A 12464-nucleotide genomic window follows, 5' to 3' on the forward strand; every position below is an offset into this window, starting at 1 on the left:
ATTGGCCGAACAGCCGGCAACACGATGACGTCGATTCTGATCGCCATGCTGGTGATCGTCAGCTGGTCCCTCATCGCCGGCCGCCTGGCGCGATTTCGGATCTCCGGGGCGTTCCTGATGGTGATGGCCGGATTCGCGATCGGGCTTACCACCAGAAACGACATCGGTAATGCGCTCGATACCGTTGTCGCCGAACGTGTTGTCGAGCTGATCCTGGCGGTGTTGTTGTTCGTCGACGCAACCGAGGTCAAGGGCGGCTACTTCGCCGGCGAACGCCGAATCTCGTTCCGGTTGTTGCTCATCGCGATGCCGCTGTCGATCGCCGCGGCCCTGCTGTTGGGTGTTGCGTTGCTGCCGAGTCTGTCGATCGGCGTCCTGCTGCTCATTGCTTGCATCATCATCCCCATCGACCTGGCACCGGCGTCGTCGATCGTCCGTGACCACCGCATCTCACCTCGGGTACGTCACCTGCTGAATGTCGAGAGCGGTTACAACGACGGAATCGTCGCACCGCTCTTCATCTTTGCCCTCACCCTGGCCGGTGACCACACGCACGCGCAGTCCCCGGCGGACGCACTCGAGACCGCCTTGCCCGCGGCGCTGACGGCTGTTGTCGTCGGTGCCGCGGTCGGCTTCGTCGCCGCGTGGTCGACCAACCAGTCCCTCGGCCGCGGCTTCGCCACCGAACAGTCGATCAGGATCAGCCTCGTCATCTTTCCGCTCTTCGCCTACGGTTGCGCACAGCAGGTGGACGGGAATGGCTTTGTTGCCGCGTTCATCTGCGGTATCGCCTACAGGGCCGCCCGCAAGGACGGGCCCCGCGACGAAGAACTCTCGCTCGTCGATGATGTGGGTGCGCTCGCCGCGCTCACCATGTGGTTCGTGTTCGGCTGCGCATCGGTGCTGGTGTTCGAGTTCGGATTCATCTGGCAGCTCATCATTCTCGGTCTCGCCGCACTGACCGTGCTGCGAATCGGGCCGGTGTACCTGTCGCTGATGGGTACAGACCTGAGCCGCGTCGATCGATTGGTGATCGGCATGCTCGGCCCCCGCGGCACGGCGTCCATCGTTTTCGGGCTACTCGCGTTCAATGCGCTCGACGGCACCATCGCCGACGACACCCTCTACGCCATGACGGTCACGGTGATGGCCAGCGTGGTGATCCACGGCATCGGCTCCAGCGTGATCGCTCAGTGGCTGGAGCGACGAGCGCAGCGCGTCGACATCGGCGAGCGCAGTTGACCGACGGGGCGGATCCGGTGGGAGCCGAGGGTCCTCACCTGGTGTCCGGTTCGAGGGACGCGACTTTCTTGCGGATCTTTGCCACCCGTTCGCGCTGCTGCTCGGCATCCCGATCTGACGCCGCGGCGTGATCGGCCGCGGCCTGCTCGGCACGTCGGACGAATTGGAGTTCTTGTTCGGCCTGGGTCAGCTGCTCATGCAGTTCCGCCACTCGAGCCGCGGCGTCGTCAACAGCTGCCTGGGCCCGATCGGCGTCCTTCGCCGCATCCTTGGCCGTCGACACCGCGGCGCGCTCGGCTTCTTCGGCCTCGGCGAGCTGTGATCGGGCGGCCACCAGAGCATCGTCGGACGTCTCCTTCTTGTGCGCGCGGGTCGACGGTCGCTTGGTTTCGCTGCCGCCCACCAAGGTCAACCCCGCCGGCCCCATCCCGCTGTAGCTGACCGCGGAGAGCAACCGACCGGCCCGGACGAGTTCTCCGATCTCGGGATCGGCCAGTGCCGCATGCAGGGATTGACCGACCTCACGGAGCGCGGTCTCACTCGCCTGATGTCCACGATCGGATGCCAGCGCGCCGGCTTTCCGGGACAACGCCCGGACCACCTGCTGGCGCTGGGTGGTGAGCATCCGGAGGTCGTCCCCGGAGAGGTGACGTTGGGCCTCCCGCATCGCCTCACCGAGTTCGAGCAGATTCTCGACATCCTCCGAGTTCTCCCGGGACAGGATGTTGACCATCCACGCGACGGTGGTCGGGCGACGCAGGCCGGTGATCTCGATGGCGAGGGCGCGATCGCCTGCAGCGCGGGCTTCTTTGGCCCGGGCCGTGCGGACCTCGACAAAATCCCCGGGCTCCAGACCGTACAGTTCGTCGGCCACCTCGTTGATGTCCACTGCGATCGCCCCTGCCCACCGACCTACGAGTCGGCGGTCACCCTACTCAGGAAGAACACCGGGATCAATCGCTCCGTCCGCTCTTCGTAGATCGCGAAGTTCGGCCAGGTGTCGAGCAGGATCTTCCAGACCTCGTCACGCTCGGGTCCGGTGACCTCTCGCCACTTGACCTTCAACGTTTTTCCGCGGTGCACGATCTCGGCCGTCTCGCAGGCCCGGAGGTTGAGCACCCAGCTGGGCATCTCCGGATTCCCGAAGTACGAGCCCGCGATCAGCCAACCGTCGTCCTTGAGGGCACACAGCAGTGGTGTCGAGCGCATGGTGCCGGTCTTACGCCCGGGCACCCGCAACACGATGTTCGGAAGTCCGGCGATGTCGAGCACGCTCACGCGCCCCTTCGTGGCGCGTTGTAAACGCACGTCCGACTTCTCGATGAACGGAAGCATTTTCGGCATCCACGAGACGGCGCCTATCTTGACCGCCAGCGGCGTCAGTATCCCCACCCGGGACAGGCTACCCACTCAACGCGCTGACGACTGCATCAATCCCCGACCGGGTCAGGCGTTTGCACCGACCCGGGTGTTCGAACGCTTGCCGGCATCGGCAAGCCACGGCACCTTTGTCCCCAGAACTGCGTCCACACTGAACTTTCCGGCACCCACAACAGCGAGCAGGAGCGCACCCATCCCGAGCGACAAGACCAACTCGTAGCCACCGTCCGATGCCCAGATGCCGTTGTCGATATGCGTGATGAACAGCGCGCCCAGCATGGTGAGGAACAGCAGCGCACCGACGATCGGCGTCAGGACCCCGGCGATCAGGGCGATGCCGCCGACGATCTCGAGCCAGGTCACCAGAAAGGCCGACACCGGGGCGAACGGCACATCCATCATCTCGAAGCCGGCTTTCGGTCCGGCCCAACCGTTTTGCTGGAACTTCTGAAGTCCATGCGCCAAAAAGACGATGCCGAGACCAATGCGGGCACCGAGCATGCCGGCGCTACGAACGATGGGGTTACTCATTCTCTGAACTGCCTTAATGTGCGAGGTCAACTTGAGGTATCAAGTAAAGGCTACGTAAAAAATAGTTGATGCGTCAAGTGATGCGTCAAGTATCGCGAGCCGTAATAGACTTCGACGATGAACAGCGGTCCGGAGCCGAACTGGCTCGACGACGAGGAAATGGACGCCTGGATTCAGGTGGCGATCGCGCTGGCACGCCTACCCCATGCGCTCGACGCGCAGTTGCTGCGCGACGCCCAGCTGACCCATTTCGAATACGAGGTGCTCTCGGCCTTGTCCGAGGCACCGGACCGCACCCTTCGCATGAGCACGCTGGCCGAGATGTCCTACGGCTCACTGTCCCGGTTGTCCCATGTGGTCACCCGGCTGGAAAAGCGCGAGTGGGTCAGACGCTTCCCCTGCCCGGAGGACGGTCGATTCACCAATGCCGTTCTCACCGAAGCCGGTTGGGACAAGGTGGTCGACACCGCCCCCGGATACGCCGCCAACGTTCGCTCGCTGGTCATCGATCGGCTCAGTCGAGCTCAGATCCGCCAGCTCGCGGCGATCGGGAAACGGATCAACGCCGGTTCACCACCGGCGCGTTGACCAGCGAGACGGTCAGGGCGCCAGGGTCAGCCAATCGGCGAATCCAGAAGGGTCGTGCCGTCCCAGTGCCCCATGTTCGAACAGTCCGAACCCCTCGACCCCGTCAGCCCCGGGGCCGGTGCACACGGCCCGTCCGACGTGGTCGATGACCCCGAACATCACTCGACCGGCAACCGCGGGGTCATTGATGTCATAGCTGACCCGTTCGACGAACTTCTCCCCGTGCCAGGTGCCATGGATCCAGTCGGGGTCACCACCATAGCCACCGCCGACGTGGATCGGGACTGCCAGCCGCGATTCGATGTCGAGGACCAGCGGCGATCCGTCGGGCGTGGTGCATTCGATGGTGGCCCCGGTGGGGATCCGCGTGCCGGAGGCGTATCGGATGGTCACCCGCGGCCAGCCGAGTTGCTCGATCCGGCCATCGGACCACATCCTGGTGCAATCGTTGAGAATCCGGTATCCGGTCGGCTCTTCCTGCATGATCAGAACGATCGCAAAGTCATCGAAGCGCATTGGTACGTAGAGCCACCACAGACCTTCAAAAGGCGGATCGGCCGGGCGGCCCGCCGGTTCCGACTCCCCGACCGGCCGGATACCCCAGGACCGGTCACGCGTGCCAACCCACGTCGACGGATCGACGACGATGTCGGTGCCGTCGATCGACAGCGTGCCACTCCACGTACCCACCTGGGCAAACCGCTGCGCCTGCAAGGTGATTCGGCTTCCGGTACGCATGATGTGCGGTTGCTCCTGCAGAACGTCGAAGGAACCCTGCCACGTCATGTCCATGGCGATGCCCTCGGTGGGTTCGAGGATCAGGCGCACCGTCCGCAGCGGCTCGACCACCTCGATCCGATAGCCGTTCACCTGCTGGTTCAGCCGGTCGGAGTCGATGGCGTCACCGAGGTGGACCGCGGTCTGCACATCACCTCGCCGCACCAACACAAAAGCATCCTTGGTGCCAAGATTCGGGTAATAACCCGCACCGGTGATCACAAATATGTCGCCGGTCCGGTTGTGGGCATTAAAGTAGCTGCGGTCATAGAAGTTTCGATCACTCGAGTCGACGAGTCCGATGGGTAGAGGCGTCTGATGAATGGGGTACTCGTCGAGCGGTCCGATCACTGCACATCCCCTTTGCCGGCACTGATGAGTTGTTCGAGGAGTGCCCGATGATGAAACAGTCCATCGATCTCGTCGGGCATCTCGATCTCGCCGAAGTGAACCTGTCGGGCCCCGGTCCGCATGAACACACACCCCCAGATCACCGCGGCGTACGCGTAGAACCAGTGAAGGTCGCCCACCGCCACACCGGTCAGTTCGGTGTACGTCGCGACGACGTCACGTTCGGTCAGCGCGTCCGGCATCCCGGGAAGTCCCAGCGTGGTGGCGATGTGCTGAAACACATTGTGCGCAAATATCATCCATGCGATATCCAGCTCGCGTGGACCGAGGGTCGTCATCTCCCAGTCGAGTACGGCCACCGGCCGGAAATCGCGATACAGCGTGTTGCCCAGTCGCGCGTCGCCCCACAACAGAACCGGCTGCGCCTCGGCGGCTTCGGTGGGCCAGTGCGCTTCGAGCCAGTCGAATGCCCGGTCCAGCAACGGTGAGCGGCCGATGTCGGCGGCAGCGAACTCATACCAGGATCTGCACCAGTTCACGTTGCGGCGCAGGGCGCTGTCCCCCACGGTGCGCTCAGCCAGGAAGCCGAAGGTGTTCTCTGGATCCGGAATCGAGTGCAACTCCGCGATGACGGCCACCGTCGAGTCCTGCACCACGCGCTGCTGTGAAGTCGAGGCATCGTGGAACCAGTTGTCGCCGAACGTATACGGCATCACATCCGGTGGCACGCTGCCGTCGACGTGGTCCATCAGGAAGAACGGCGTGCCGAGCACCTCACCGGTGGGTTCCATCCAGCGCACTTGCGGAACCGGGATGTCTGTCAACTCCCCCACCAGTCGCATGACCTCGAATTGGTGGTCGAGGCGATACTCCGGAAAGACGGGCACGTCTTCGTCGGCCGGGGTCACCCGCGCCACATATCGACGCTCGATGGTCGCGCCGTCCTGTTCCCAGGTGGCGGTGAGCACGATTGTCTCCGAGGACATCCCGTTGCTGTCGATACCGCTGTCGACGGCAACCGCAGGGGTGGCCCCGCCGGGGAGGACCGTCGACAGCCATCCGGCGAGACGAGCCGGAAGCGTGGCCGCGTCCCGGCTCGAACGCGTCAGCTTCATGTCGGCAAGTGGTTGGTCTGGTGTCACCGATACCCCTCCGGACGCTTGCGCGCCGCCTTCGAACTGTGACGCAGATTACGATTGGCTGGTTGCGTAATGAAAGCAGAGTGCCCATCCGAAGACAAGGACTTGCTGTTGCACTCCGGCCCCGCGCCCGCAGCATCCCGACACGAAGGACGATAACGGTGCCATCACCCGGTGAACCCCTGGAAAAACTCGGTTTTCTCACGATCGGGCGGTTCGATCCCGCCCGGCCGGCCGCCGGCCACGAGTCGACCCTGAGAATCATCGAACTCGCCGAGGATCTGGGATTCGACAGTGTCTGGCTGCGCCATCGACATCTGCAATTCGGGATCTCGTCACCTGTTGCGGTCCTTGCCGCCGCCACCCAGCGGACCAGTCGAATCGATCTCGGCACCGCCGTCATCCCACTCGGTCTCGAGAATCCCCTGCGCCTGGCCGAAGACCTCGCCACGGTCGACCTCCTCTCCGGCGGACGACTCAATCCCGGTGTCTCCGTCGGTACCCCGATGCGCTACGACGACTTCAAGACAAGCCTGTACCCCGAGACACACGCGATCGAGAACTTCAGCAAGGACCGTGTCCGCAGGCTCATGGACAACCTGCGCGGCGTACCGGTGAGCGCTTTCGAGGGAACCGTTGGGATAGAAGAATTCTCACGCATCGTCCAACCGCACTCCCCCGGGTTGATCGACCGTCTCTGGTACGGCGGGATGCTGTCGTCGGCGATCTGGGCCGGGCAGCAGGGGCTGAATTATCTGACGAGTTCGGTTGTCACCGCCGAAGGATCGGATTCCCTGGATTTCGCAACCATTCAGGCCCAGCACATCGATGCCTATCGAGCGCACCATCAGCAACCCGAGAAAGCGCGTGTCTCACAGGGTTTGGTGGTGATCCCCACCGACTCGGCCACACCTGATCAGATTCGGAAGTATCGGGCCTATGCCGCGGCCCGTTTCGACCGGACGCTGTCCCCGCAAGGTCCACGCAAGATGCTCTTCGCCCCCGACATCGTGGGCACCTCGGAGGAAATCGCCGATCAGCTGTTCTCCCATGCGGGCTTTCAGCGGACGAAGGAGGCGACCTTCGCATTGCCGTTCTCCTTCGACGATCCCGACTACCTGCAGATCCTCACCGACATGGCGGAGCACCTCGGTCCGAAGCTGGGGTGGACACCGGCACCGAGGTGATGATCCGCTGACATCGAACGTGTCATACCGATGATTTCTCGGCGTGCGGATGGTCAGATCAGGGTGAGGATCACAAACTCGAGGACGGTTGCGACCGTCAGAGAGGTTTCCAGACCATGTCCGAGAACACCGCAACGACCGTTGACACCGCATCCGCAGACATTGCGCAGATCCGCGACCTCATCGACCGGTGGGCGCAGGCTGTGCGCAGCGGCGACCTCGACGCAGTCGTCGCCGACCACTCGCCCGACATCGTCATGTTCGACGTTCCACCGCCGGACGACGGCGTTCGGGGCATCGACGAATACCGGCAGACGTGGCCACAGTTCTTCCGGTGGCAGGCCTGCGGGGCAACCTTCGACATCGTCGAGGCGAACATCACCGCCGGCGACGACGTCGCGTTCGCGCACCTGTTGCTGCGCTGCGGTACCGCTGACGACTTCGCCGAGAACCCCGATCGGCGACTACGGCTCACCATCGGATTACGCAAAGAGAACGGGCGCTGGACGGTGACTCACGAGCACCACTCATTTCCCCTGGACATCGAATGACGCCCCCACGCGAGAAGGGAACCCCCCATGAAATCAGCCAATCCGTACCTGAACTTCAACGGCAACACCGAAGAGGTCTTCACGTTCTATCAGTCCGTGTTCGGCGGTGAATTGATGCTGGCCCGCTTCAGCGACATGGATCCCGGCAACATGGAGATGACCGAGGAGCAGAAGAACGGCGTTGCCCACGTCGCGTTGCCCCTCGGTGACAGCGTGCTCATGGGATCCGATGTCCCCGAGCAGATGGGCACGGTCTCGGCGGGCACCAACTTTCTCGTCTCGGTCGAGGCCGACAGCGCCGATGAGGCCGACCGACTGTTCAACGGTCTGTCCGCAGGCGGCGACGTGTCCATGCCGCTGGACAAGGTCGAATGGGCCGAGCGCTTCGGCATGTGTACCGACAAATACGGCGTCGGGTGGATGGTCGGTTACACCGGCGACGTCGAGTTCGGCAACCCGTAGCGGCGACGCCGGCAGCATCTGGCCCGGGGGCGCGCGGTCAGCTCTTCGACAACTCCGGCGTCTCGAACTCTTCGGCCTCGTCTTCTTCGGTTTCGATGGGCCCGGTGAACTGGCTGTTGTACAAGCGGTAGTAGGCACCTTGGGCAACGAGGAGTTCGTCGTGTGAGCCCTGCTCGACGATCCGGCCCTGCTCCATCACCAGGATCGTGTCGGCGTCGCGAACCGTCGACAAGCGGTGCGCGATGACAAAACTCGTACGATCGGAACGCAGTGCCGCCATTGCCTTCTGGATCAGCAGTTCGGTGCGGGTGTCGACGGAACTGGTCGCCTCATCGAGGATGAGCAACGTCGGCTTCGCCAAGAACGCCCGGGCGATGGTGATCAACTGCTTCTCACCCGCGCTGACGCCGCCGCCCTCTTCATCGATGACGGTGTCGTAGCCGTGGGGCAGAACCCGCACGAAGTGATCCACGTGGCTGACGCGGGCGGCCTCCATGATCGCCTCATCGTCGGCGTCGGGATCACCGTAGGCGATGTTGTCGCGAATGGATCCGCCGAACAACCACGAGTCCTGCAGCACCATGCCGGTCCGCTCCCGCAGATCGTCACGCGTCATATGCGAGGTGTCCACCCCGTCGAGCTTGATCGTCCCCGAATCCACGTCGTAGAAACGCATGATCAGGTTCACCAATGTGGTCTTGCCCGCGCCGGTCGGCCCGACGATGGCCACCATGTGCCCGGGTTTGGCCACCAGTGACAGGTTTTCGATCAGTGGGCGTTCGGGCACGTACCGGAATGACACGTCGTCGAAAGTGATGAGCCCCTTACTGGTCGCCGGGGACTCGGGAGTCACCGGATCCGGGGTCTGTTCTTCGGCATCGAGGATGTCGAAGATCCGTTCCGCCGAGGCCACCCCGCTCTGCATCAGGTTGACCATCGACCCGATCTGGGTCAGCGGTTGGGTGAATTGCCGCGAGTACTGGATGAACGCCTGCACATCGCCCAGACTCAGCGACCCCGCGGCCACCCGTAGTCCACCGACCACGGCGATGGCCACGTAGTTGAGGTTTCCGAGGAACATGATGGCGGGCATGATGATCCCGGAGATGAACTGCGCTTTCCAGCTGGCGTTGTACAACTTTTCGTTACGTTCGTCGAACCGCCGCTCGACATCTTCCTGCCGCCCGAATGCCTTGATCAGTTCGTGGCCAGAGAAGGCCTCTTCCACTTGGCCGTTGAGTCGGCCAGTGTTGGACCACTGCGCCATGAAGTGCGGCTTGGACCTCCTGGCCACCATCGCGGTGACCAGGACGGCCAACGGAATCGTGACGATCGCGATGAGCGAGAGCAGCGGCGAGATCCAGACCATCATCACCAGGATCGCGAGCACCGTCAGAACGGAGTTGAGGACCTGGGCGATCGTCTGCTGCAGGCTCTGCGAGACGTTGTCGAGGTCGTTGGTGACCCGGCTCAACATGTCGCCGCGCTGATTGCCGTCGAAATACCGCAACGGCAGCCGATGGATTTTTGCCTCCACCTCGGCGCGTAACTCACTGACCGTGCGCTGGGTCAGGACGTTGAGCACCCGGCCCATCCCCCAGCTCAACACCGCGGACACGAAGTACAGGACCAGAACCAGCATCAGGACCCGCGCAACATCACCGAAGTCGATACCCACACCCGGGACGAGGTCCATCGACGAGACCATGTCGGCAAACGTGTTGTCGCCTCGGTCCCGAAGTGCCTCGACCGCCTGCTCCTTGCTCTGGCCGGCGGGCAACTGATCGCCGATGACCCCGGCGAAGATCAGGTCGGTGGCATGTCCGAGCAACAGCGGCCCGACGGCGGTCAGCACCACAGAGGTGACCGCGAAGAACGCCATCACAGACACCGCCAACCGGCGCACGACCAACATGCGCAACACCCGCTTGACGGACGGGCCGAACGACCTGGGCTTCTCCACCGGCACGGCACCCATCGACGGTCCGCCGCCACCTCCCGCCCGCGTCATGCCCGACCCTCCACCGACAGCTGCGACTGCACGATCTCCGCATAGGTCGGACAGGTCTCCAGCAATTCGGCGTGCGTGCCGATCCCCACGACGGCACCGCAATCGAGGACGACGATCTGATCTGCGTCGGCGATCGTGGTGATCCGCTGAGCCACGATGAGCACGCATGCCTCCCGGGTGGCCGGACGCAGGGCCGCCCGCAGACGCGCATCGGTGCTGAGGTCGAGCGCGGAGAACGAGTCGTCGAACAGATAGATCTTCGGTTTTCGGATCAGTGCACGGGCGATCGCCAGGCGCTGCCGCTGACCGCCGGACACCGTGGTGCCCCCCTGGGCGATCTTGGTCTCCAGCTGATCGGGCATGTCGCGGACGAAGTCGGCCGCCTGGGCGACGGTCAACGCCTCCCACATCTCTTCCTCGGTGGCGTCCTCCTTGCCGTACCTCAGGTTGGACGCGACGGTCCCGGAGAACAGGTAGGGCCGCTGCGGGACCAATCCGATCTCGTCTCGAAGCACGGCCGGGTCGAGGTCTCGGACGTCGGTGCCGCCTACGAACACCGCGCCTCCGGTGACATCGATCAGGCGCGGCACCAGCGACAGCAGGGTGGTCTTGCCCGAACCGGTCGACCCGACGATGGCGGTGGTCGTCCCCGGACGGGCGGTGAACGTGATGTCGCGGATCACCGGTTCGTCGGCGCCCGGATACTGGAAACGCGCCGAACGCACTTCGACGAATCCGGCATCGGCACGCATGGGTGTCGGGAGGGTCGGCGGAACAACCGACGATTCGGTCTCCAGCACCTCGTAGATCCGTTCGGCACACACCGCCGCCCGCGGCGCCATCATCGCCAGGAACGACGCCATCATGACGGCCATCAGGATCTGGGTGACGTAGGCGATCATCGCGGTCAGGGCGCCGATCTGAACGCTCCCGTCCTCGATCAGATGTCCACCGAACCAGATGATGACCACGATGGTCACGTTGGTGATCAGCAGGACCGACGGGAACATCAGCGCCATCAGCCGGCCGACATAGAGCGACGCGTTCGTGAGGTCATCGTTGGCCCGGGAGAAGCGGGCGCGTTCATGCGGTTCCCGGACGAAGGCGCGAACCACCCGGATGCCGGTGATCTGCTCGCGCAGGACCCGGTTGACCACATCGATGCGGGTCTGCATGGCGCGATAGCCCGGCACCATCCGATAGATGATGTAGGCCATGCTCACGCCGAGGAAGGGCACTGCCACCACCAGAACCCAGGCCAGCTTGCCGCCGACGCCGATACCCAGCACGATGCCCCCGATACACATGATGGGTGCCGTCACGAGCATCGAACAGGCCATCACTCCGACCATCTGGACCTGCTGGACGTCGTTGGTCGTCCGGGTGATGAGCGACGGCGCCCCGAATGTGCCGACCTCGCGGGCCGAAAAGCTGTCGACCCGATGCAGCAGATCGTGGCGGATGTCGCGGCCGGCCCCGAGTGCGGCCCGGGCGCCGAAGTATGTAGCCGCGATCGAGGCGCAGACCTGGACCAGCGAGACCGCCAACATCCAGCCGCCGATCCGCAGGATGTAGCCGGTGTCTCCCTTGGCCACTCCGTAATCGATGATGTCGGCGTTCAGGGTGGGCAGGTACAACATCGCGGCGGTTGCCACCAGTTGCAGTACGACAACCCAGATCAGCTGGGACCGATAGGCACCCATGTAGGTGCGGAGCAAGCGGGTCAGCATGGGGCAGTCACATGTTTGACGTTAGCAAGCCGGCAGATCCGTTCTCACCTGGATTATCGTGCGGGCCACCGATGTCCGTTTCCAGCGCAACTGGTTCACCGAGCCCAGGGCGGAGCGATGACGTCGCCGTCGGAGGTCGTGGCCGTCAACCCCGCGGTGGTACTCACCCATACCGCCGCGGCCTCGGTGCCGCCATCGATCCTGACCTCGCTGTGCGCGCCGATCACGACGACGTCTCCGGTCCGCGCTGTCGCGTGCACACCGTCGAGAGTCACCTGCAGGTCCCCGTGCAGGATCAGCAGAACCTCTTCCCGATCGGGCCGGTGGGCGACGCCGATCTGACGGGCCGGTACTTCCAGGCGCCAGGCGCAGAGTTGTTCGCTGCCCCGAGTTGGATTCACATAGGCGCGAAAAGTGCTTCCGTGCACGGAGAAAACCGTGGCATCGGTGGACGAGATGATCGGCATGGGAAACCTCCAGGTAGGTGATAGACAAGCCTCTTGACCATATAGACA

General features: G+C 63.8%; 13 protein-coding genes. 5 read left to right on the forward strand and 8 right to left on the reverse strand.

The annotated features are described in order from the left end of the window. Window positions 1–24 precede the first annotated feature (24 nt). Complete coding sequence (locus AC51GT_RS07655) at window positions 25–1242, forward strand: cation:proton antiporter domain-containing protein (RefSeq protein WP_496325677.1); 1218 nt, start codon at window positions 25–27, stop codon at window positions 1240–1242. Window positions 1243–1276: 34 nt separating this feature from the next. On the opposite strand, the gene AC51GT_RS07660 is transcribed toward AC51GT_RS07655, so the two are convergent. From AC51GT_RS07660 to AC51GT_RS07670, 3 genes are read right to left on the reverse strand one after another with little or no spacing between them, the layout of a single operon-like run. After that, a complete protein-coding gene (locus AC51GT_RS07660; RefSeq protein WP_496325678.1) occupies window positions 1277–2131 on the reverse strand; it encodes a hypothetical protein in 855 nt (284 codons plus the stop codon). A gap of 23 nt (window positions 2132–2154) precedes the next feature. Further along, on the reverse strand, window positions 2155–2634 hold the full coding sequence (locus AC51GT_RS07665) for a nitroreductase/quinone reductase family protein (protein WP_496325679.1): 480 nt from the start codon (window positions 2632–2634) through the stop codon (window positions 2155–2157). A gap of 54 nt (window positions 2635–2688) precedes the next feature. After that, window positions 2689–3153 carry a DoxX family protein gene (locus AC51GT_RS07670; RefSeq protein WP_496328361.1) on the reverse strand — a complete coding sequence of 155 codons (465 nt, stop codon included), beginning with the start codon at window positions 3151–3153 and terminating at the stop codon, window positions 2689–2691. A gap of 117 nt (window positions 3154–3270) precedes the next feature. Between AC51GT_RS07670 and AC51GT_RS07675 the strand changes: the two genes are divergently transcribed. After that, window positions 3271–3741: a MarR family winged helix-turn-helix transcriptional regulator gene (locus tag AC51GT_RS07675; RefSeq protein ID WP_496325681.1), complete on the forward strand. Its 471-nt coding sequence runs from the start codon at window positions 3271–3273 to the stop codon at window positions 3739–3741. A gap of 12 nt (window positions 3742–3753) precedes the next feature. Here the strand turns inward: AC51GT_RS07675 and AC51GT_RS07680 are convergent, their stop codons facing one another. Both AC51GT_RS07680 and AC51GT_RS07685 read right to left on the reverse strand, forming a co-directional pair. Next, window positions 3754–4869 carry an Rv3169 family protein gene (locus AC51GT_RS07680; RefSeq protein ID WP_496328362.1) on the reverse strand — a complete coding sequence of 372 codons (1116 nt, stop codon included), beginning with the start codon at window positions 4867–4869 and terminating at the stop codon, window positions 3754–3756. Continuing rightward, window positions 4866–5984, reverse strand: coding sequence for a phosphotransferase family protein (locus tag AC51GT_RS07685; RefSeq protein ID WP_496325886.1), 1119 nt, complete (start codon window positions 5982–5984; stop codon window positions 4866–4868). Before AC51GT_RS07685 ends, AC51GT_RS07680 begins: the two co-directional genes overlap by 4 nt. 185 nt (window positions 5985–6169) lie before the next feature. Here AC51GT_RS07685 and AC51GT_RS07690 point away from each other — a divergent pair, with 185 nt between their 5' ends. The 3 genes from AC51GT_RS07690 (at window position 6170) to AC51GT_RS07700 (ending at window position 8208) form a co-directional block, all read left to right on the forward strand. Further along, the gene (locus tag AC51GT_RS07690; RefSeq protein ID WP_496328363.1) at window positions 6170–7195 is read left to right on the forward strand and encodes an LLM class flavin-dependent oxidoreductase; all 1026 of its coding nucleotides are present in this window, start codon (window positions 6170–6172) and stop codon (window positions 7193–7195) included. Window positions 7196–7311: 116 nt separating this feature from the next. After that, entirely contained in the window at window positions 7312–7746 is a 435-nt protein-coding gene (locus AC51GT_RS07695) for a YybH family protein (protein WP_496328364.1), read from the forward strand. A gap of 27 nt (window positions 7747–7773) precedes the next feature. Then, a complete protein-coding gene (locus tag AC51GT_RS07700; RefSeq protein WP_496325685.1) occupies window positions 7774–8208 on the forward strand; it encodes a VOC family protein in 435 nt (144 codons plus the stop codon). Window positions 8209–8245: 37 nt separating this feature from the next. On the opposite strand, the gene AC51GT_RS07705 is transcribed toward AC51GT_RS07700, so the two are convergent. From AC51GT_RS07705 to AC51GT_RS07715, 3 genes are all read right to left on the reverse strand, one after another. Next, window positions 8246–10219, reverse strand: coding sequence for an ABC transporter ATP-binding protein (locus AC51GT_RS07705; RefSeq protein ID WP_496328365.1), 1974 nt, complete (start codon window positions 10217–10219; stop codon window positions 8246–8248). Continuing rightward, window positions 10216–11949, reverse strand: coding sequence for an ABC transporter ATP-binding protein (locus AC51GT_RS07710; RefSeq protein ID WP_496328366.1), 1734 nt, complete (start codon window positions 11947–11949; stop codon window positions 10216–10218). Before AC51GT_RS07710 ends, AC51GT_RS07705 begins: the two co-directional genes overlap by 4 nt. A gap of 95 nt (window positions 11950–12044) precedes the next feature. Next, the gene (locus tag AC51GT_RS07715; protein ID WP_496325688.1) at window positions 12045–12416 is read right to left on the reverse strand and encodes a cupin domain-containing protein; all 372 of its coding nucleotides are present in this window, start codon (window positions 12414–12416) and stop codon (window positions 12045–12047) included. Window positions 12417–12464: the final 48 nt, after the last annotated feature.

This window comes from Williamsia sp. z34 (genome assembly GCF_059553395.1).